A 22,445-nucleotide genomic window follows, 5' to 3' on the forward strand; every position below is an offset into this window, starting at 1 on the left:
ATTCCTCCTTGTTACGGCTTCTTAAAACGCATGGCAAGGATATAGATTTCCTTGCTCTCTTTTTTTGACGCATCCGGTTTTACCACTTTGACCCTTCCGAAATATTTCTTGACCTCCTGAAGTATCGCATGGAAGTCGGACCCCTGAAAAATTTTGGCCAGAAAATGCCCTTCCTCTTTGAGCAAAGACATGGCCAGATGGAGCGCCCGTTCAAAGAGAAGCTCCGATCGGGCGCTGTCCGCAGCTTTTATACCCGAAGTCGATGGAGCCATATCGCTCAAAACCACATCGAACGGGGCATAATCTCTTTGCAGCGCCTCCAGAAACTCCGGATCGTAAATGTCTCTTTGGAATACCACGACATGGTCTGGAAAAGAATGGCTAATTTCTTTGAGATCCACTCCCACCAGCAAGCCCTTGGGGCCCACGATCTTACTCGTGAGCTGCATCCACGAACCGGGAGCCGCACCGAGATCCAACACACGGTTTCCAGGTTTGATGATTTGGTGCTTCTTTTGAATCTCATCCAACTTGTAAACGGCCCGTGCCAGGTATTTCTCTTTTTTGGCCCGGTGGAAATAATGATCCTGAAACTTATAGGACATCAAGTAACCGCCTTAAAATACTTTTGTTTTTGAAAAGTACCCGTATAGCATAAAAAATAGAGTTTTGTAAACAGGACCTTCTTCGCCCCTCACCGGCCTGAAGCAATCCGCATGGGCAATCGTTTGAGAACCCGCCCGAAAAATTCATGCCGTCATTCTTTCGATGGAGAACAATCGTCCTTTGTAATTTTTCATTTAATTTCATATAATTTATTTTATTCACAAAACAAGTCCATTCGAGGAAAATGATACGATTCTCATGGAAAACTAGCGGCTCCAACTGCCGGGCACCATAACTGCAACTATTGAGTTTTGGACTTCACGTCGAAAAACGAATGAACTTCTATAACAGGGGAGCAAATGCAATGGAAAAGAGAGTGAACGGTAAGCAAATCAGGCTGGTTCAGGGGGATCTGACCGAACTCGCGGTGGACGCCATTGTCAATGCCGCCAATGCTCAGCTCATCTTGGGAGGAGGTGTGGCGGGGGCTATTCGCACCAAAGGGGGACCCAGCATTCAGGAAGAGTGCAACCGCATCGGTGGTACCACTGTGGGACAAGCCGTTCTTACCACGGCTGGAAATCTCAAGGCGAGGTACGTAATCCACGCTGTGGGCCCCCGCTATGGGGAGGGAAACGAAGATGAAAAACTTCGCCGGGCAACCTTGAACAGCCTGAAGCGCGCCACGGAAAAAGGGCTCCGGTCCATCGCTTTTCCGGCAGTCAGCACAGGGATCTTCGGTTTTCCCAAGGACCGTTGCGCTCAAATCATGCTCGATACGGCGAAGAACTTCCTGGAAACCGAAAAGACAAGTCTCGAAGAAGTGATTTTTTGTCTTTGGTCCGGGGAGGATCTGGACCTGTTCGCCAAAACACTGGACTCGATGTTGCCCTGAGTTTTCTTAATCTGAGAAATCTGCGGACAAAAAAGGTATCCTTGCATGAGCATGATCCCACCATTGCGCTGGCATCCTAAAAATAAAGTCACCGCGCTGAAAATCGCCTTTGTCTACGCTTTGATGGGGGGGATGTGGATCCTTTTTTCAGACAGGCTGGTGAGCACCCTTGTCAAGGACCCGGCAATGCTCACCCGGCTGCAAACCTTCAAGGGATGGCTGTATATTGCTGTGACAACGCTTGTGCTCTATTGGCTCGTGCGCATCAGCGTCCAGTCCCACATGAAAGCTGAAGAGGCCCTGCAGGAAAGCCAACGAACCCTTTCCAACCTTTTGAGCAACCTTCCCGGCATGGCGTATCGCTGTCGATGCGACGATCAAATGAGCATGGAATTTGTGAGCGACGGATGCAAAGCCCTGACGGGTTATTCTTCATCGGAACTCATGGACCCCGAAAAGATTTCCTACACCCGGTTGATCCATCCCGAAGACCTGATATCCGTGAGAGAAGAGAGGCGTAAAGCCATGTTGGACAGGAAACCGTTCCGCGTGGTCTACCGCATCAAGAATGCCAAGGGAGAAACACGATGGGTTTTGGAACAAGGCATGGGTATCGTCTCCGCCGAGGGCAAAATTTCCGTCCTCGAGGGTTTTGTCAGCGACATTACCGAACGCAAACGGACGGAAAAGGCGCTGCAAAAAAGTGAAAGGAAGTTCCGCTCCCTTTTCGAAAATTCAGCCGACGCCATGCTTCTGCTGGATGGGAATGTCTTTGTGGACTGTAATCCAGCAGCAGTGAAAATGATGCACTGCGCAGACAAAGAGCAGCTCTTGTCCCTCCATCCGGCTGAACTCTCACCCGAGAGACAACCGGACGGCCGCCTTTCTTTTGACAAAGCCAACGAATTGATCGCTGAAGCCTTTAAGAAAAAAAGCCTGAGATTCCGATGGGTTCACCGCAGGGCAGATGGACAGGACTTCCCGGTGGAAGTCCTGTTGACAGTCATCCCCATAAATGACAAGCCCATGATCTACACCGTCTGGCGAGACATCACCGAACGGGTGCAAGCGGAAGAAGCCCTCAAGGAATCCGAGGAACGCTACAGGACTCTTGTGGAGAGCACTTCGGATGCCATTGTGCTGGTGGACCAAAACAGAAAAATCCTCTCGTTCAATCAGGCTTTTCTGGATCTTTTCGGGTATTCGAGGGATGATGAAGTGGTCGGGCAACCCGCCAGCATCGTTCATCCCTCGGACGAAAGCTACCATGCCTTTGCAAAGGCAACCTATCCGATGCTTCACACCAAGGGTCCTCTGAGACTTGAATGGCAGCTCATGCGCAAGGACGGCACCCTCTTTCCTGTCGAAGGATCTTATTCGGTCATTAGAGCCTTCGACGGTTCCATCAAAGGCTATGTCGCCATCCTGCGGGACATCACCAAACGCAAGAAAGCCGAAGAGGATCTCAAGACCTATCGCAACCACCTGGAAGAGATGGTCAATGAACGGACCCGGGACCTGGAAGCGGCCCAAAAGGCCCTGGTGCAGAAGGAGAAGCTCAAGACCCTGGGCGCCATCACTGCGGAAGTGGCCCATGAGTTCAGAAACCCTCTCGTGTCCATCGGCGGTTTCGCAAGACGCCTCCAGAAAAAGTTCCCCGATTCCCAGGAGGCCGAAATCATCCTGAAAGAAGCCCATCGCCTGGAACTTCTTCTCGAAAGAATCGACCATTACCTGAAGCCCATCCACCTTCAACCCAGAGAATGCCTTGTCAATCCCATCGTCACCGAATGCGTGGACCTCTTGTCTCCCGAACTGGCACGTGAAAATGTACACCTGCAATTGGAACTCGACCCGGGACTGCCGCCCGCTTACGTCGACCCTGAAATCCTCTCCCAGGTTCTCATCATCATGACCACCAACGCGGTCAAGATCATGGATAAGACAAGACCCTTAATCATCCAGACCTACGGAGCGGAAGAAAACATCTACATCGATTTCAGAAATCCCGTTCTGGGAAAAAAGATCAAGGATCCCGAGCTTCTCTTCCTCCCCTTCCAAGAATCGGGAAACAACATCGAAATGTCCCGCAGCTACCAGTTGCTGAAAGAAATGGGTGGAGTCCTCTCCTTCACTCAGGAACCCGACTACATGGTTTTCAGCGTCTCCCTGCGCAAGGCCGGAGCTGAAGAAACCGAGGAACAGAAAAAAGGCGACAAATAAAGGTTCTTCAATAAGTTCAAAGCATCACCTCGAACCAAACGGCGGAACAACAATCCACAGATCTTCCGAACGATCCCCTTGTTCACAACTTCTTCACATTCCATGGGAAACGAATGCTTATTTTTAGTAATGACGGCAGTTGAGAGACAAAACGACTGCGGAAAGCAAAATATGCATCCACTCTGGGAGGCGTAGAGATGAAATTCCTTCCCTTTGTCCTTTCTGTATTTTTCCTGGGAATCATTCTCATGGAACCAGGTTATACCAAAAATCAGGAACGTGAAAAGGAAACCGTTATGAACGAAAAAAACAGCACAACACAAAAAGCCACATTCGCAGGCGGATGTTTCTGGTGTGTGGAAGCGGACTTTGAGAAAGTGGACGGCGTGATCGAGGTCATATCAGGGTATGCGGGCGGACATGTGGAAAACCCGACGTATCAGCAGGTTTCGGCGGGGGGAACGGGGCATCTGGAAGCGGTTCAGGTGATTTATGATCCGGCAAAAGTCTCCTACAAAGAACTCCTCGATATTTTCTGGAAACATGTGGACCCCACCGATCCGGGCGGACAGTTCGTAGACCGGGGTTCTCAGTATCGAACCGCCATATTCTATCACGATGAAGATCAGCGACAGTTGGCTGAAGAATCGAAACGCGAATTGGAACAATCCGGACATTTCAAAAAACCCATCGCGACGGAGATCATCAAGCTGACTCAGTTTTATGAGGCGGAAGACTACCACCAGGATTATTACAGAAAAAACCCTTTACGTTACAAACTGTACAGGTCCAATTCGGGCCGGGACCAGTTTCTAAAGACGGCCTGGAACAGCAGCGAGACAAAGACGGGAAGAGGTTCTCAAAGCTCGAAATACGAAAAACCTGGTGACGAAGTGTTGCGGAGCAAGTTGACACCCCTGCAGTATAAAGTGACCCAGCACGAGGGCACGGAGCCCCCTTTCAACAACGAGTACTGGGACAATAAAAAGGAAGGAATTTATGTGGATATCGTCTCGGGAGAACCTCTTTTCAGTTCTCTCGACAAGTACGATTCCGGAACCGGCTGGCCGAGTTTCACAAAGCCCCTGGAACCCGGCAACATTGTGGAAAGAAAGGATCGGTCTCTTTTCATGAGCCGCACGGAAGTCCGAAGCAAATACGGGGATTCTCACCTGGGACACGTTTTTCCCGATGGGCCGAAACCCACAGGGCAAAGATATTGTATCAATTCGGCGTCCCTCAGGTTTATTCCGCGAGAGGATTTGGAAAAGGAGGGTTACGGCGAGTACCTCGAGCTTTTTGACAAATAGCCGTGAGACGGAAATCTCCTTGATGGAGTCTTCCGACATTTAAAAACATACTCACCCGACATTGTCGGATTTCATCTGAACCACGGAGACACGGGGAACACAGAGGTTTCATTTGGAATTCTTTCTCCGTGCCCTCCGTAGGGTATCTCAACGCCGTAGAGAAACTGAAAGGATTTCAACTTCTCGTATTTTCAAACACAAAGATGGTCTTGAATTCACTTTCATCCAGCTTGAGCTTTGCGGAAAATTCCTTGCCCTTCCTGGAAATGAAGCCGTGTATTGTTTCCGTTTCGCCTTTTAACAGCAGGTCTCTGACCGCATCCATGGGGAGTTCCCTTCCGGCGATCACCTTCCAGATCACAAAACGGCAGCCTCCATCGGATTCACGCCAGTTCACGCATCCGTAGCCTTTGTTCCCTTCGACCACGTTTCCTCCGCAGCGGGGGCATTGTCCAAGGACCTCGGCAGGAGAAGGAAAAGCATCCGAACCATTTTCCTTCTCCCCAACGGAAACAAAACGGGTAACCCAGCCGCCTTCCCTCTCATCCCGCTCCAGCTTGAGAGCGGCGGTGAATTCCCCGCCTTCCTCGGAGCGAAAACGCATGGGCTGCGTGGCCCTTCCGGACAAGAGAACGCGAAGTGTTCCCGGCCAGATCTTTTGTCCCTCTATTTCTTTCCAGACCACGAACCGACACCCCCCGTCCTTTTCTCGCCAGTTGGAACAGCCAAATCCTTTCTTCCCCTCGATGATCTCCCCGCCGCAAGCCGGGCATTTGCCCAGTGTCGCGCGCATCCCCTGCCCGCCTTCACTCATCTTGAATTCCTCCACTCCATTTTCAACAAATTCCCTGATCCCACGCATGAATGCGTCAGGATCACCAACACCCAGAGCTATTTTCTCCAGTTCCATTTCCCACCGGGCGGTCTCTTCCGGTGTGGCAATCGCTTTGGCTTTTTCAAACCGCCGCAACCGGTCGATGAGGAAACACCCCTTGTCTGTGGGCGCCAGCTTCTTTTTCTCCCTCACGACATATTGCCTCAAAAGGAGTGTCTCTATGATTTGCGCTCGAGTGGCCTGGGTGCCGAGCCCGACCTCCCCCTTGAAGATCTTCTGAAGTTCTTCTTCGGAAACATAGCGCGAAGGATTGGTCATATCCTTGAGGAGGAGCGCCTCCGTGTATTCCGGAGGAGGCTGAGTCATTCTTTCTTCAAGTTTTGAGTCCTCCACCTTCGCCGCATCTCCCCGCTCCAGCGGGGGAAGATTTTCCTCCTCGGGCTCATCGTCCCCGCCCTTGGGTGTTTGAGCTTCTTTTGTCCCATAAACCGTTTTCCAGCCCAGCGCCAGGGGGCGGCTGCCCTTGGTGCGGAAAGTCTCCCCAGTCACTTCGGTGACAATAAGAGTCGCTTCGTATTCGTAATCCGGATGAAAGGCCGCAGCGAAACGCTTCAGAACCAGGTCGTAGATCCTGGACTGATCGTGAGTTACAGTGGAGGGAAGCGGAGCCAACGGGATGAGGGCATGATGGTCCGTGAGCCTGGCATCGTTGAAGACACGCTTATTGGAAATGGCGATGCGACTGCGCAGCACACCTTGAAAGAGTTCGGGATAACGATCGGAGAGCTTCGATACAATCTTCCTCGCCAGATCCACGTTTTGCGTACCGAGCACTTTCGAATCCGTGCGGGGGTAGGAGAGGCATTTTTTTTCTTCGTAGAGCTTTTGGGCAATATCGAGGGTTTGTTGCGCCGACAGCCCGAACTTCGAATTGGCTTCCCGCTGCAGATCCGTGAGAGAATAAAGAAGTGGGGGAGCCAATTTTTTCTTCTCGCGCTTGACGGATTTGACCTTTCCCGTCTGCCCCTCCACAAGGGCGAGGATTTCTTCGGCGGATTCCTTCTGATGGAAACGGTCCTGTTCCCCCCTGAACCATGATCCCCACCAGCTGCCCCTGGCATTGGAAAAGTTCACTCGAAGAAGCCAGTAAGGCTGAGGAACAAAGTTTTCCCGCTCCCTTTTCCGGTCCACCAGGAGCGCCAGCACCGCCGTCTGCACTCTGCCGACGGAAAAGATTTCCCGCCCACCCCCACGCAGTTTCAGAGTGGCAGATCGAGAAAAATTCATCCCCACCAGCCAGTCGGCAATCTGCCTGGCCTGACCGGCATTCCAGAGGCGGTCGTAGTTTGAGGCGGGCTTTAGATCCTTGAGTGTCTCCCTGACCACCTGAGTTGTGAGGGCCTGAGACGTCCAAAACCGGTAAAGCTCTCCCTTTACGTCCGCCACTGTCCCCAGGATCGTGCGGGCGATCACTTCCCCCTCACGCCCGGCATCCGTAGCAATGACGATCCGCCCGACATCAGCTCTCCTGAGCTGCCTTTGAATGATTCCCAGTTGTTTTTCGGCATTGGAAATGGGCTTATACTTCAAACTTTCGGGAAGGATGGGAAGGCTCTCCAGTTTCCACTTTTTCCATTTATCATCGTAATCTTCGGGTTCGGCCAGTTCCACGAGGTGGCCGACAGCCCAGGTGATGACATATCCATTTCCTTCAATGAAACCGTCCTTCTTCCCCGTCACTTCCAGGGCTCGGGCAAAATCCCTGGCAACGGACGGCTTTTCAGTCAGAACCAGCGTGACCAAAAAATCTCCTCATTTCAGTGTACCTTCTGCAAAATTTCATTTCTCGGGGGATCAGGATTCCAGATCTTTGCGCTTCGCCTTTTTCGGCAAGTAGATCGTGAAAGTTGAGCCCCTTCCCAATTCACTGGCCACATGGACCCTCCCCCCGTGCCCTTCCACGATAGCCTTCACGGTGGCCAGACCGATTCCATAGCCTTCCCTCTTTTCGTTGCCTCCTCCCCTGTGGAAGAGATCGAAGATGAATGGAAGCTCAGCGGGATCGATCCCGATTCCCTCGTCAATGACTTTTACCACGACTCCCTGTTCCACCTCCCTGGCCGCGATGGTGATGGTCCCCCGACCCTTCGAAAACTTGAAGGCGTTGTCCAACAGGTTCGTAAAAACTCTTCGCAGGCGATTGGCATCGGCTTCAATGATGGGCAGGGCTTCCTCTATTTGAAGCTCCAGCGTGATCCCGCTTTGCGCGGTCTTGGCCCGGTAGGCTTCGAAAAGTTCAACCAGCTCTTTTTCAAGGGAAATGGAATCGAAGCTCAGTTTCAGGCGGCCCGTCTCCAGGCGGGAAAATTCCAGGAAGTCGTCCACGAGCGATTCCAGCTTCGAGGCTTCCTTGTTGATGATTCGAAGGTACTCGCTCCTTTTGGCCTCGTCCATCGTGGCGGACTTGTTCAGGAGACGCAGTCCCAAGCCGTGGATTCCAGTGAGGGAAGAGCGCATGTCGTGGGCAAACATGGAAATCATGTTGGCCCTTTCGCGTTCCATGGCTTTGAGGTCCGATATATCCGTGACCACGGCAAAGCGGCCCTTATAATCGCCGTTTGCGGTGATTATGGGTACGGAAGAGACAATGGTGGAGATTTTCTCACCTTCCCTCCCGGACCATGTGGTCTCATAGGAAACGATTTCGCCCCGGTCCCGCTTGGCCAATTGTTCCTGCACGACTTTACGCTGAGCATCCTCGACGAATTCGGTGACGGAACGCCCGATGATCTCTTCCCGTGAACAGCCCCACATCTCGCACAGCTTTTCATTGACGTAAGTAATGACCCCGTTTTCATCCTCTATTTCAAGCCCTTCATTCATGGTTTCCACAAGGCTCCGGTATCGTTCCTCACTTTCCTGAAGCGCCTTCTGAGCCCGCATGCGTTCGGCCATTTCCTTCTCGAGCTGATCGATCTTTTCCTCCAGTTCATTGGACTGACGAATCAGCAGCATTTCCCGCTCCTGATAATAGTCGATCTTTTGTTTCAATTCCCTCGGAGTGACTCTCAGATCGGCAAGAATTTCTCCATAAACTTCCGACAAGTCCCGGGCTTCGCGCGGAGAATAGACAATCCCCTCGGATATGGCCTTGTAGGCGGCGGCCGAACCTATGGACCCGGCCAGGGATTTTTCCAGCTCACTCTGAAGCTCGACCAACTGGAGAATGGAAATTTTCTCGTTTCCCTGGATGCACGCTTCCTTCATACACTTTTCAAGAATCGGCATCGCTTCCTGTTTTGAAAAGTACTGTTCCAGAAGCTTCCTCATTTCCTCGATCTTTTCCGAAAGATCGATGTATGCCTCACGGCTCCTGGCATGAGAAAGGGGGGCGGCTGGAGCGAGGGCGCCCACGAACTCTTCCGCTAGACTGACTTCCTCTTTCCTCTCCTCGGAACAAAGAGAACCGACCACATAGAGCCCGACATTGAAGAGCATGGACCAAAAGACCGTGTGACCGAGAGGATCCAAACCGGAAAGCCCAAAGAGCTTCTCGGGATTCAAGAATGCCATTCCCCATGGGCCGCTTTCGAGCAGGTCGTAGGTGACCCAACCGCTCTTCACAAAGGAAGGCAGCAGCAACGTGTAGAACCAAACCAGGAACCCGGTACTCATGCCGAGGAGAGCCCCCGTTTTGTTGCCTCGGCGCCAGAAGAGACCGCCAAGGATGGGAGGAGCGAACTGCAGGATGGCGGCAAAGGAGATGAGTCCGATATTCACCAGCATGTAGGATTCGCCCACGCGATCTTCAAACCAGAAACTGATGAGAATATACAGGGCCACTGCCGCCCAGCGGCATCTCAGCAGGTGCCGCTTCAAGAAATCCAGACGAGGAACCCAACTCATGAGAGGCAGCAGCAGATGATTCGTGATCATGGTGGCCATGGTAACGGAACTGATCATGATCATGCCCGTAGCCGCCGAGAACCCTCCAATAAAAACCAGTAGGGAGAGCCAGGCTTCCCCGTAATGGAGAGGAAGCATGAGGACAAAGTTATCGGCCTCTTCAATGGGGTACCCCTTGAGCAGCCCTCCGAGAGCGATCGGCAGAACGAAGAAGTTTATCAAGAGCATGTAGAGTGGGAAAAGCCACATGGCGGTCCGGATATGGTTCTCGTCCGCATTTTCCACCACAGCCACATGAAACTGCCGGGGAAGGAAAAGAATGGCGGAAAAGGAGAGGATAAAAATACTCATCCATTTGGAATAATAAAAAGGATTCTTTCCCCAGGACATCACCATATCCCGGTATGAACTATCCATCACCTTCCTGAAAATATCCTGAAAGCCATCGAACATGAAATAGGTCACAAAAAAGCCCACGACAAGGAAAGCGACCAACTTGACCAGACATTCCACCGCCACGACCATGATCATGCCTTCGTGACGCTCCGTCGGGTCGAGTCGCCGCACGCCAAGAACGATGGTAAAAAATATCATCAGAACCGTAACGAGCAACCCCACATTTTCCCAAAGCCAGGAAGATCTTACGGCCCCTTGCGGGAGGGTCTGGAATGAAGAGCTCGTGATAAGCACAAAGGTAGAGATAATGGCCTTCAACTGGAGAGCGATATAAGGAATGATACCCACCAGGGCAATGAGGGTGGCAATGACGGCAAGGGGCTGGGACTTGTTGTAACGGGCGGAAATAAAATCGGCAATGCTCGTGATGTGATACATGTTTTTGAGCCGCACCAGCTTCCGCAATACCGTCCACCAGAGCAGGACGAATGCAGTGGAACCCAAGTAGACGGGGAGAAAGAGAAATCCCGACGTGGCTGCCATTCCAACGCTGCCGTAATAGGTCCATGCGGTGCAATAAACCGCCAAGGATAGAGAATATAAAATGGGATTGTTGGCGACCCCTTTTCCGGCCGCAGACCTGCGCTCCACCCACAGGGCCGTCAGGAACAGAAAGCCCATGTATGCGCAAAAAACCGTCAGAACTATTCGCGGATCAAGCATGGAGGATCCTTATCCTTGGTTGAGCTCCCGTCCGAACCGGTTTTTTTGCAGCACCGACTGATGAAGAAAAGCAGAACAACGCCAAGCCCCCAGAGGACGAAGAGGCAGATGAAGGTTGTCTGCGGTTGTTCGGAATGAAATATTGCCAGGAAGGGCCAGTTGAACAGAACCACTCCCAAAAAAAACAGGAGAAGATGAAACTCGGTCTGTCTGCAGAGGTTCCAAAACTGTTTCATGGTATTCTTCTCCTTTCCTAAAGGCATTATGAGAAAAAAGGCTCATAGCTCGTGACAACATCGCTTTTCAAGAGCGTTTCCCGCTTTCTCTATTGCCATGCATCTCTTTGCCTTTTTTCATTCTTTGTTGAGACCGTTCCGGCCATCGGGCTTAAAGGGTCGAACACATTGCCATAGAATAATACATATAGACAGAACGAAAGTCTCTTGAAGATATGCAATTGCTGATTCCGATGCAGCATTTTTTTGATTGTGAAACAACAAAGGGCAGTAAATATCCTTTCTCCTGCAACATTGCATTTTCACCCATATAAAAATAACACCCGTAAAATCGGATGGCTACCCAATCCAAAGCATAAAAAAGTTGAGGCGCCAACAGCGTAGGCTCCACTTCAGCCCCCGTTTTCAACCATTTATATGCCGGGATGGGAAAAACAAACGGCATGCAAGATTATACCCGGACAGAGAGCAAAGTTCCCTTGACATACTTTCTGCGATTTACATACGATACTCACAAAGCGCAAGATTCAAGATCATGGGTTTTGGGTGATGATCAAAAGTTTTCTTATCCTTGCAGAGTATACCGGCATCGACCATCCTGCTTGCGCAACAAAAGGACGGAGATCCATCGTTTATGAATAAAGCATCGACCGAGGTCCAGATCTCAGCCAGGCGATTGACTCGAATCTACCGCCTCGGTGAAACGGAAGTCGTAGGGATCAACCATATCGATCTGGATATCCACGAAGGAGAACTGGTCGTTCTCAAGGGAAACAGCGGCTCAGGGAAAAGCACTCTCCTTGCCCTGTTGGCAGGACTGGACCAGCCGACGGACGGGGAACTCATCGTGGCGGGTCAGAACCTGTGCAAAGCATCCACCGCACAACTGACGCTTTATCGCCGCGCAACGGTGGGGATAATCTTTCAGTCCTTCAACCTGCTTCCCACTCTCACCGTTCTGGAAAACACCTGTCTTCCCGCTCTCCTTGCGGGAAAACCCTTGTCCCCGGTAAAAAGCAGGGCCCAGGAACTCCTGGAATGGCTCAACCTCGGTTCCCGCCTGCAGCATCTGCCCTCACAGCTCTCCGGAGGCGAAATGCAGCGCACCGCCATTGCCCGCGCTCTTATCAACGACCCTGCCATCATTCTGGCCGACGAACCGACGGGAAATCTGGACAGCCGCAATGGTGAGCTTGTCATCGAATTACTGTGGCAGCTCAACCGGAAGTTCGGGAGAACCGTGATCATAGCCACGCACAGCGTTCTTGCAGATCCTTACGCCGGTCTTTTCCTCTTCCTGAAAGACGGCGTCATTACCGAGCACAGATGGAAAAAATAGTTTTCCTCATCCGCTTATGGACCTGGTTCAGTCTGCGCCAGTTGCGTTCACAATATTGGCGCACTTTGGCGGTCCTTTTAGGTATTGCTCTCGGCGCTGCCGTATTTACGAGCGTCCGGCTCGCCACCAACGCCTCAGTGGATTCCTTCACCAGCAGCATGGAGAGTATCGCTGGCAAAGCGGACTGGACGGTTTTCTGTCCGGGGTCGAGGGTGCCGGAAGAGCTGGTGGCCGTATTGAACAAACATCCTGCGGTCCTGACGGCATCACCGCTTTTCACGACCTACGTTCGCCCCCACGATAGCGGCAGTGCCCCCTTCTTACTCATTGCCCTGGATCCCATTCTGGACCGGGGACTCCGTTCGTGGAAACCGGGCCATGCAGAAAATGACTCATCTCCTCCATGGCTTGAGCTTCTCAGTGAACCCTACACACTCATTGCTGGAAAGAAGCTCTCCTCAAGATTAAACCTCAAGCCGAAGGATTCCATCTCTCTTGAATTCGCTCAACGGAACACAGTCTTCCGCGTGTTGAACATCCTCTCGCCCGAAGGACTCGCCCTCGCCGAAGGTGGGGATATCGCCTTGACGGACATTTCCACTTTCCAGGAATTCACCGGTCTGCACGGAGTGGTAGACCGGATTGACATCCGCCTCAAACCTTCTGCCTGCAGTGAAGATGTGCAGTCCATCAGAGCTACGCTCCCTCCTGGGATTCTCATGGAGCGCCCCGGCGAAGCGAGGGAGAGCGGGAAATTGATGATACGATCCTATCAAATCAATCTTTCCGTCCTGAGTTTCGTCTCTTTGTTCGTGGGAATGTTTCTAGTCTTCAGCCTGGTAGCCCTTCATGCAACCTCCCGGCGGCATGAACTGGCCGTACTTTGTTCCCTTGGAGCTTCCTCCCGGTTGCTCTTTTCTCTTTTTTTGCTGGAAGGCGCCTTCCTCGGTGCGGCGGGATGGATTGTGGCCATTCCATTGGCTTCCTTTATGGTGCGGCGGTTGCTGAGTCAGGTGAGCGCCACCATCACCCATCTCTTTGTCCGGGTTCAGGTGGACCAGTTGAAACTCGACCCGCTGGAAATAGCGCTCTCTTTCGCTATTACACTCCTCGTTTCCCTGCTTGCCGCCAGCCAGCCAGCCCTACAGGCCATGCAGACACTTCCCCGGGAAGCCCTGTCACGGCACCAGGCAACCGGCGAAACCTCCAGGCCAATAAAATGGTTCACTTTTTCAGGAATCCTTCTCATCCTCATGGTATGGCCCCTATCTCAGCTTCCCGGTACCCGCGGGATTCCCCTCTCAGGATACCTGGCAACCTTCCTTCTCTTCTGTGGTTTTTCGCTCCTCACTCCCGGCTGTCTCCGGTTTCTGGGCTCTCGCCTGTCAACCGTTCTTCGAAATATCGGCGGACAACCTGCCTATCTCGGAGCTCTTTACGTACGGGATGCCGGAACACGCATGGCCATTTCCGTTGGAGCTCTCGTCACGGCCACGGCTCTTTTTGTTGCATTGGTCATCATGATACACAGTTTTCGTGGGACCGTGGAACTCTGGGTCAATCAGAGCATAAGCGGGGATCTTTTCCTGCGTCCCTGGATGGCGGAAATCAACCGCTACAAAAATCCGCTTCCCCCTGAAACAGTGAATCTGCTCCAAGACCTTGACCCGGCTGTGGAAATCATCCCTTACCGCCGTATCTTCCTCACATATGGAGGGATTCCCTATGAATTTGAAGCCATTGATTTCCACAAGTTTGAGCGTCATGCCACCCTGCTGTTCCTGAAAGGAAATCCCGATGAAATTTACGCGAATCTAGCTGAAATCGACGGCATTTTGATATCCGAAGTGTTTTCCAACCAGACGGGCATGAAGGTTGGCGACCATTTTCGGGCGCAAATAGCAGGAGCCGATCTGGACCTTCCCGTTCTCGCCGTTTTCCGGGACTACAGGACACGGGGAGGTACTGTCTATTATTCACTTTCACGGTTTATGGACAAAACCGGAGACAGGACGTGGAGCGGCGCACGCATCTACCTGAAAAACCGTGATCAGGACATCGAGAGTGCCGCGATTTCCATCAAAGAAGACATTCTCAGGCGTTCGGGAGAAAAGGCCCAGGCCCTGGAAATCATCACGGGCAACGACCTTCGCCGGGTGATTTTGAGGATTTTCGATGAGACCTTTTCCATCACTACGGTCCTGCTCCTCATTTCCCTGTTCGTGGCCGCACTGGGCATCACTACCACGCTGACGGTCTTTGTCCTCGAACGCAGCCGCCAACTCCACACCCTCCTGGCCGTGGGAGCTTCCCGCAATCAAGTAAGGTCCATGATTTTCTGGGAAGCCATTCTCATGGTGATCACAGGTGAAGCGGTGGGTCTGTGCTGTGGCTTTTTTCTTTCTTATCTTCTCATTTTTGTCATCAACAGGCAGTCTTTCGGATGGACCTTTATTTACAGCGTGGACTGGACGGCCCTTTGCATAGCGATCCCTCTGATCCTTAGCACCGCTCTTTTGGCAGCTTTGCCCTCCAGCCAACTGGTTTTCAACCGCCCCCCATCACTCGTTTTGAGAGAATAAAAAGCCATCCCGAGCCCTTTTTTGAACATGTCATGAACAACGCGTCCGGGAATGTTCGATTCGACTATGAAAATCGTAGGCCGGATTTGAAAATCCGAAATCCATCGCCGGCAAAGGAATTCCGACTGCAGGCGGAGTGTTTTTACGGTAAAGAATGTACAGGGGGGTAGAAAACCCTTCATGCCATACAAGGAGCAAGCAACCATGCACCCGAGAAGCAACAGCGGGGTCTACACCGGTTCAAAAACGCTTTGGATCGCACTCATGCTTTCGATGCTCTCGATCTGCCTGCTGTCGGTTCCCTGTTCCATGGCGGGTCATTCAGATTATCTCAGCATCCTGGGACCCTGCGAACTCCAATTCCCTAAAGACCACGGCCCACATCCCGGATATGGCACGGAATGGTGGTATTACACGGGGAATGTACATTCCGGGGACGGCGCTTCTTTCGGTTTTCAACTCACTTTCTTCCGGCACCAGTTTGTCCCTCCCGGCAAACGAGACCAATGGCCGAAGGATGCTTCGGCATGGCGAACCGACCAAATCTACTTTGCCCATGCGGCTTTATCCGATATTTCCGGGGGGAGCTATTACCATGACGACCGGATATCGAGGGGAGCCCTCGGCCTGGCCGAGGCTAAATCCGAACCACAGGGTGCAACTGTTTTTGTAAAAGACTGGTCCTTACAATTGGGACCCGCTGAGCACCTCCTGAAGGCAACTACAGAAAGCTTCGCCCTTCAACTGTCCCTGATTCCCCAGAAGCCACCGGTTCTCCATGGAAAATCGGGCTATTCTCTCAAAGGCTCATCCCCCGAAAGCTCCAGTTGCTATTATTCTTTCTCCCGACTGAAGACAAAGGGAATCTTGATTTTCAAAGGAAAGGAAATTCCCGTGGAAGGAAATTCGTGGATGGATCACGAATTCAGTTCTGCGCCCCTGGAATCGGATCTTGTGGGATGGGACTGGTTCAGTCTGCAACTTACAGACGACACCGAGGTCATGGTTTATCTTCTCCGCCGCCGTGACGGAACTTTGAGCCCTGCGTCGAGCGGGACTTTGATCGATGCGGCCGGGCTGACAACCGGGCTGACAAAAGAAGACATCGCTCTGGAAGTCCTGAAGGAATGGCGAAGTCCTCATTCGAAAGCGAAATATCCCATTGGCTGGAGGCTCAGGATTGGCTCAATTCAGCTGGATCTGACCATCACGGCCAATCTCAAGGACCAGGAAATGACGACACAGGAAACGACGCAAATCACCTATTGGGAAGGAAGCGTTTCGGTTCGAGGAACCAAGAAGGATGGAGAAGCCATCGCAGGTGAAGGATACGTGGAACTCACCGGCTACGACAAACCACTCAACCTTCCGGAATGAAGGGATAAATAAAAAAACAACCAATACCGGCAAAAGCAATCATCCCGCCCGGCATGTTTTAAAGTCCCCCCTTTTTGAAGGGGAATTCAGGGGGGATGTATATTTGCATACCCCCCTTATTCCCCCGAAGGGGGGTATGCATCCGTTTACCCGTGCGTTTTTGCAGGAGCGGCATCCTGCCGCGACAAAGCGTGCGGCGGTTCCTGTTACGTATTGAAACCGTTCCTACAAAGAAATGGCTGCTTACAATTTTCGGTACTAAAATCATTCCGAAGCCATGGATGTTTTGCGAGGTGTTCCGTCAATAGAGCCACTTGCCCTTGGAATAACGAAAAATTTCAGTAACCCCGGAACTTTTTGTCAGTTGGTACGGACCGCGTTTGGCTTCTTCGGGACTCTTCGCCCGGCAGGAATACGTCTGTTTTTCATAATGTATGACTCCCACATACGGAGAGGCGGATACATCCGTTTTCTTGATTTCGAAGGATGAGGGTTCGGTCAGCACGGAATACTCGGCCAGATACGTTCCTGTCTTTTCCCCATCTTCAGTAACTTGAGCATGTTCTTCGCCGTACTTCCCATGTTCCCTCAGTTTTTGAATCCATTCTTTTTGAAATTGGACAAAACTTTCTTCTGCCTGCGCATCCTCGGAAGCTCGAGCAAACTCAACTGAAAAACATCCCAAAAGAGCACAAACCACGAAACAGATCCAAAGATTCTTCATCACCTTTGCCATATCCTTCTCTCCCAAATAGATTTCTCCTCAAAACAAAACTGCCGGGGCATAACGCTAACACATGCCCCGGCAGCCTTCAACTCTATTTTACTAACTCTATTTGACTACTGGATTTACTGCTCCACTTTGAGCTCAACACGACGGTTGAGTGCGCGACCTTCCTCTGTGGAATTGTCGGCGATAGGCCTCAATTCGCTGTAGCCCTTGGCCCTCATACGGCTTGCAGAAATTCCCTTGTCCAGGAAGTAATCATACACAGCCCGAGCACGTCTTTCGGAAAGTCTCTGATTGTACTCTACCGTACCCATGGAATCCGTATGGCCTTCGATGATTACACTGACATCGGGATGGCTCATGAGGATTTTTGCCCCTTCATCCAGCACAGGTCTCCATTCGGACTTGATGTTGTATTTGTCGAAGTCGAAATGGATGCCTCTCAGAACAATCACGTCTTCTTTCTTTTCAGGCACATCTTCATAGAAAACATCCCGGACAAACTGCTCCAGCGCGGCTTTGCTGTTGAGCAGGTCAGCACCTTGAACGATGATGCAATTTCCAGTAGCTGCAATCTTTTCGAGTCTGGCCTGGTCTTTTTTATTCTCGGCAAAAGAAATCACGTGAAAGCAGACTTCGGGATATTTGCTGTGGATCGCGGTGGCTTCCATCACAGGATCGGAACCGATATTCGCCCCACCGTCAGAGATGAGAATAACGGCTGTCTTTCCAGACATCCTTGCCAACTCGGGATCCAGCTGGATGATTCCCGGTCCCATGGGAGTGAGTCTTCCAAAAATTTCCTGGTCGTTTTTGATCTTTTCGATAGAAGTAGCAAACTTGGCTCGATCATAAACGATGGGCGCCTGAATCTGCTGAAAGGGCGCAAACAAATCGATGGATCCCTTGTAGCCCAATTCCGGAATCAATTCATTCATTTCCAGAAGCAGGTTTTTCACCAGAATCATCTTGATTTCTTTTAAGGATTCATGATGCATGTACATAGAACCGGATTGGTCTGGAAAGAGGATAAAATTATCAACTTTAGGAACCAATTTTGCCTGTGCACTTGCTCCACACATAACAAGCATGAACACCAGCATAATCGCCGCAATAACCCCCTGCTTGGCCTTACCGTCCATAACTTCCCTCCTTTTTGAATTGTTTCGGCAGTTTAAGAAAATATATAACAGGCTGGAAAATTGATACATGTTATTAATATCACTAAAACACGTGGCTCGTTCTGTCAACTGTTTTCAAGGCGCCGACAAATATGATTGAGCCGCATACGAACCCTTATAGAGTTACAAAAAATACACAACAACTTCAAATGCTTGCTTCCACAAAACCCTGTTGCTTTATTTTATCGATACACTCCATAAACGATGCCAACAGGTTTCAAATGTAAGACATTAACATAAATACAAATGATATTGATGAAACCATACGTTTTGAAAAAGATATAAAAGAAATTTCATTTATTTTGACTTATACCCCCATATTTCGCTTGAATACGATCAATAAGCACATCCCGTACATTCAAACCGGGTTCATCGAGCACCCATTGATGGATCTGCTCCAGAATTTCCCCCACAAGCGGACCCGGCTTGAGGGAGAGAGCCTGCATAACGTCCGTACCATTGAGCGCCAGGTCTCCGATATGCAAAGGTGGCCGGCTTTTCATTTGAACCGAAATCCTGGAACGCAAACGGTTCAGTTCCTCCAAGGATTTTTCCCGGCAATTGCCGGAAATGCGGTCTGCGTACGCCAGGTCCAAGAGGTCTTCCAGGAGGTCGGGACCCACTGCAGCCAGGAGCCGTCTCAATTGTGCCCCCCCCCAACGCAAGGTATTTCGCGGAATATGATTTCTTACCAGGATCATCACATCTTGAATCAGCTGCTGGGGCATACGCCAGCGGTCCATGACCGCAAAAGCCGCATGTGCACTCGCTTGGGAATTCAAGGATCGATTCTCCCTGCGACCGGCTCCGTGGACGGAAGTTTTTTGCCCAAGCCGATGGAAGAGGGCCGCCAACCGAACGCGCAACCGAAAGGGACTGTTGTGCACGGTGTAGAGTGTATGGCGATACGCATCGAAAGGGCAGGAGCTCCGGCGATTTCGCCGGCACTCTCTTTCGAGCTCGGGCAAAACTTTCCGGAGCACCCCGCAACGCCTCATCCATTCAAATGCCTTCTCCACATGCTTTCCCATGATCAGCTTGAGCATTTCATCCCGAATGCGCTCGACTGCGATTCCATCGATCCCGGCAAGAGAGTCCTTAACCGCAGCTGAAACATTGGGATGAATGCGGTAGCCATAGACACCGAGAAACCTCCCGGCCCTGAGAATGCGGAGCGGATCTTCATTCAGTCGGGACCGGGCATTCCCCACCGTTTTGAGCAAGTGATGACGAAGATCCTCACTTCCGCCATGCGGATCCAAAAGCCGTCCTTCAGGATAAGACAGGGCGAGCGCATTTACTGTAAAATCCCGACGCCCCAAGTCTGCCAGAATCCCTTCCCGCCCGGGCTTGCCGTAGGTTGTAACTTCTATGTCTCCCTGCGCTGTGTGAATGCGAACGGTCCCATGCTGAATTCCCACCGGAATAACCCGTGGAAAGAGCCTCATGATTTCTGATGGTGAAGCACTCGTGGCCAGATCCCAATCCTTGGGAGCCTGCCCCGAAAAAAAATCCCGTAAAGCCCCCCCCACCAGCCACACATCAAAGCCGGAATGGAACAAATGTTCCATGATCTCTAGTACATGATTCGGAACAAAATCCAATCCACAGAGTTTGCCGTAAAGGGTTTCCGTTTCTCTCATATCAATGGGTTCCATCCTGTCCTTTCGCATTTACAGGAGTCAAAAGCAAATCGCTATTCAACCGGATTTTTGCAGCAATTTGGATGGTCTTCATTATGCTGTCGCTTCCAACATCCCCTTCGATCCCCCTTCAAAAGGGGATTTTACCCTGGGAATCCCCCTCTTGAAGAGGCATGGGGGGGTGTTCATTTTTCAAAATGAGAACTCCTGGGATTTTTGGCCTTGATCTTTTGCATATTCTCAATATAATAGAAACATATTTGTTTAGAGAGTTTGTCGAAAAGTTCTCATTTATCGGATGAATTGGATATAGGAGGGGAAAATGATGGATACTGCCGAAGCTTATCGCAAGATGGAAGAGGCAAACAAGATCATTCAGGATTTTTCAATCGGGCAGTATGCTCTTTACCTCTTCGCCTTCCTTCTGGAAACGGCTTTGTGTTTCTGGTGGGCTGTGAACATGTAGAATCATAAAATATGAGTCAACCCGTTCTTCCGGTGAAGCATCAAGATTTAATCCGGCAGGCTTTTTATTTCTACGGAATATACTAAATTGCAAAGAATTCATTCAGGTCTCTCTCTTCTCTTCCTATCATTCCTTAGCCTTCGGGGTCAGGTTCGGGGACCTTATGCCTTATCTTTGCAAACGCCATAAACAATTTTAACGCGATGAAGATCAAAGGCCATGGGTTCTCCCCCATGGCCTTTTCTTTTTGGTAAGAATCCTCTTCCTCGTAGGCAAACAGTAGAGAGGAGGTGATGGGTCCATGGGATTGACTGGCCCAGCGGATTTATCTGATGCATTTAAAAAATTGCCATTATGCGGTACGGGAACCTTTCACTTGGAAAAGGATAGGGAAAATAGCGAAATGGAAAAGGACGAAAAGATGAGCCGAAAAATACATATATTCGATACGACTCTGCGAGACGGTGAACAAGTCCCGGGGGCCAAATTGAACAAGAGGCAGAAAATTGAAATCGCGCAGCAGTTGGCAAACCTGGGAGTGGATGTCATCGAAGCGGGTTTTCCGTGTTCTTCCCCGGAAGACCTTCAAGCTGTTAAAGCCATCGCAGAGCAGGTCAAGGGCCCCGTGATTGCCGGTTTGGCGAGGGCGGTTCAGCAGGATATCGACCTGGCGTGGGAGGCCCTTCAAGGGGCGGAACGCCCACGTATCCATGTTTTTCTGGGCTCTTCGGACATTCACCTCAAGAGCAAACTCCGCAAAGGCCGCGACAACGCTCTTGCCATGGCCGTAGAGGCGGTACGTTATGCCAAAAAATATTGTCATGATGTAGAGTATTCCACCGAAGACGGATCACGCACTGATTTTGACTACCTGTGCCGTGTCATCGAGGCGGCGATCGATGCCGGAGCCACCGTCATCAACGTCCCGGATACAGTGGGATACGCCGTCCCGGAACAATACGGGGAACTCATCCGCAAGCTGCGTGAGAGCGTTCCCGCCCTGGACCGGGTATTGTTGAGCGTTCACTGCCACAATGATCTGGGCCTTGCGGTGGCCAACAGTCTGGCGGCCATCCGGAATGGAGCGGACCAGGTCGAATGCACCGTCAATGGAGTAGGAGAAAGGGCGGGAAACGCATCCCTGGAAGAGATCGTAATGATCCTGAAAACGCGTCACGACACCTATCAGGCTTACACGGATATCAAGACGCAGGAGATTTACCGCACCAGTCGCATGGTGAGCCGGCTGATGAACATTCCCGTGCAGCCGAACAAAGCCATCATAGGCGCCAATGCCTTTGCCCACTCCTCAGGCATCCACCAGGACGGCATCCTGAAGGATCGGAGCACTTATGAAATCATGAAGCCCGAAGATGTGGGGATTCGACAACATAAAATGGTTCTCACCGCACGCTCCGGCCGTGCCGCTCTCAAGCACCGGCTGACGGAAATGGGGTATGAACTGGAACAGGATAAATTCGAACGTGTCTACAAACGTTTCCTGAACGTCGCTGACCGCAAAAAGGAAATCACCAGTCAGGACCTCAATTCCATCGTTGAAATTGAACTGACCAAGGTCCCCGAGACTTTCACCTTTCACAGCCTCCAGATCATGAGCGGCAATACCATGATTCCCCTCGCTTCGGTCACCCTGCTGAAGGAAGGACAAATGCTCACCGATGCCGCCACCGGAAACGGCCCTGTCAATGCTGTTTTCAATGGCATCGAGCGGATTGTGGGACAACAGGGTAAACTGAGAGATTACGACCTCAAGGCGGTTACCATGGGAAAGGACGCTCTGGGTGAAGCCATGGTGCGCGTGGAAATTGAGGGTGTGGTCTATTCAGGGATTGGAACCAGCCCCGACGTCATCGAAGCGACCGCCCGCGCTTACTTGAACGCTTTCAACCGTTTTTTTGCGGGATCGCACTGAAAATCCGGGCGTATCTCCGGCAAACAGGATGGATATCCTGTAGGATTTGAATTCAAAACCAACA

Annotated in this window: 15 protein-coding genes; 8 read left to right on the forward strand and 7 right to left on the reverse strand. The window is 51.2% G+C overall.

Features of this window, described 5'->3' with window-relative positions; genetic code table 11:
* Positions 1-11: 11 nt before the first annotated feature.
* Positions 12-605 (reverse strand): RlmE family RNA methyltransferase, encoded by a 594-nt coding sequence (locus tag QMG16_RS08715; RefSeq protein ID WP_281793584.1) that lies wholly within the window; start codon positions 603-605, stop codon positions 12-14.
* Positions 606-970: 365 nt separating this feature from the next.
* Between QMG16_RS08715 and QMG16_RS08720 the strand changes: the two genes are divergently transcribed.
* The 3 genes from QMG16_RS08720 (at position 971) to msrA (ending at position 5,034) form a co-directional block, all read left to right on the forward strand.
* Positions 971-1,501, forward strand: coding sequence for a macro domain-containing protein (locus QMG16_RS08720; RefSeq protein ID WP_281793585.1), 531 nt, complete (start codon positions 971-973; stop codon positions 1,499-1,501).
* 45 nt (positions 1,502-1,546) lie between these two features.
* On the forward strand, positions 1,547-3,724 hold the full coding sequence (locus QMG16_RS08725; RefSeq protein ID WP_281793586.1) for a PAS domain S-box protein: 2,178 nt from the start codon (positions 1,547-1,549) through the stop codon (positions 3,722-3,724).
* Positions 3,725-4,020: 296 nt separating this feature from the next.
* On the forward strand, positions 4,021-5,034 hold the full coding sequence (gene msrA / locus QMG16_RS08730) for a peptide-methionine (S)-S-oxide reductase MsrA (RefSeq protein WP_281793587.1): 1,014 nt from the start codon (positions 4,021-4,023) through the stop codon (positions 5,032-5,034).
* A gap of 175 nt (positions 5,035-5,209) precedes the next feature.
* Here msrA and QMG16_RS08735 read toward each other — a convergent pair whose 3' ends face one another.
* Genes QMG16_RS08735 through QMG16_RS08745 form a run of 3 tightly spaced genes read right to left on the reverse strand, consistent with a single transcriptional unit; the run spans position 5,210 to position 11,130 of the window.
* A complete protein-coding gene (locus tag QMG16_RS08735; RefSeq protein ID WP_281793588.1) occupies positions 5,210-7,672 on the reverse strand; it encodes a type IA DNA topoisomerase in 2,463 nt (820 codons plus the stop codon).
* Positions 7,673-7,723: 51 nt separating this feature from the next.
* Entirely contained in the window at positions 7,724-10,894 is a 3,171-nt protein-coding gene (locus tag QMG16_RS08740; RefSeq protein ID WP_281793589.1) for an ATP-binding protein, read from the reverse strand.
* Entirely contained in the window at positions 10,876-11,130 is a 255-nt protein-coding gene (locus QMG16_RS08745; protein WP_281793590.1) for a hypothetical protein, read from the reverse strand. The genes QMG16_RS08740 and QMG16_RS08745 overlap by 19 nt, the downstream gene beginning before the upstream one ends.
* 634 nt (positions 11,131-11,764) lie before the next feature.
* Between QMG16_RS08745 and QMG16_RS08750 the strand changes: the two genes are divergently transcribed.
* The 3 genes from QMG16_RS08750 to QMG16_RS08760 all read left to right on the forward strand — a co-directional run bounded on the left by QMG16_RS08750 (position 11,765) and on the right by QMG16_RS08760 (position 16,428).
* The gene (locus QMG16_RS08750; RefSeq protein WP_281793591.1) at positions 11,765-12,469 is read left to right on the forward strand and encodes an ABC transporter ATP-binding protein; all 705 of its coding nucleotides are present in this window, start codon (positions 11,765-11,767) and stop codon (positions 12,467-12,469) included.
* Positions 12,457-15,051, forward strand: coding sequence for an FtsX-like permease family protein (locus tag QMG16_RS08755; RefSeq protein WP_281793592.1), 2,595 nt, complete (start codon positions 12,457-12,459; stop codon positions 15,049-15,051). The genes QMG16_RS08750 and QMG16_RS08755 overlap by 13 nt, the downstream gene beginning before the upstream one ends.
* Positions 15,052-15,255: 204 nt before the next feature.
* Complete coding sequence (locus QMG16_RS08760) at positions 15,256-16,428, forward strand: lipocalin-like domain-containing protein (protein WP_281793593.1); 1,173 nt, start codon at positions 15,256-15,258, stop codon at positions 16,426-16,428.
* A 301-nt stretch (positions 16,429-16,729) separates the two neighbouring features.
* Here the strand turns inward: QMG16_RS08760 and QMG16_RS08765 are convergent, their stop codons facing one another.
* The 3 genes from QMG16_RS08765 to QMG16_RS08775 all read right to left on the reverse strand — a co-directional run bounded on the left by QMG16_RS08765 (position 16,730) and on the right by QMG16_RS08775 (position 19,982).
* On the reverse strand, positions 16,730-17,179 hold the full coding sequence (locus QMG16_RS08765) for a hypothetical protein (protein WP_281793594.1): 450 nt from the start codon (positions 17,177-17,179) through the stop codon (positions 16,730-16,732).
* Positions 17,180-17,277: 98 nt separating this feature from the next.
* Complete coding sequence (locus QMG16_RS08770) at positions 17,278-18,300, reverse strand: OmpA family protein (RefSeq protein WP_281793595.1); 1,023 nt, start codon at positions 18,298-18,300, stop codon at positions 17,278-17,280.
* A 332-nt stretch (positions 18,301-18,632) separates the two neighbouring features.
* Positions 18,633-19,982 carry a CCA tRNA nucleotidyltransferase gene (locus QMG16_RS08775; RefSeq protein WP_281793596.1) on the reverse strand — a complete coding sequence of 450 codons (1,350 nt, stop codon included), beginning with the start codon at positions 19,980-19,982 and terminating at the stop codon, positions 18,633-18,635.
* 322 nt (positions 19,983-20,304) lie between these two features.
* Between QMG16_RS08775 and QMG16_RS08780 the strand changes: the two genes are divergently transcribed.
* A complete protein-coding gene (locus QMG16_RS08780; protein ID WP_281793597.1) occupies positions 20,305-20,448 on the forward strand; it encodes a hypothetical protein in 144 nt (47 codons plus the stop codon).
* 403 nt (positions 20,449-20,851) lie between these two features.
* On the forward strand, positions 20,852-22,381 hold the full coding sequence (locus QMG16_RS08785; protein ID WP_281793598.1) for a 2-isopropylmalate synthase: 1,530 nt from the start codon (positions 20,852-20,854) through the stop codon (positions 22,379-22,381).
* Positions 22,382-22,445 lie beyond the last annotated feature (64 nt).

Source organism: Desulforhabdus amnigena, assembly GCF_027925305.1.
Classification (GTDB): domain Bacteria; phylum Desulfobacterota; class Syntrophobacteria; order Syntrophobacterales; family Syntrophobacteraceae; genus Desulforhabdus; species Desulforhabdus amnigena.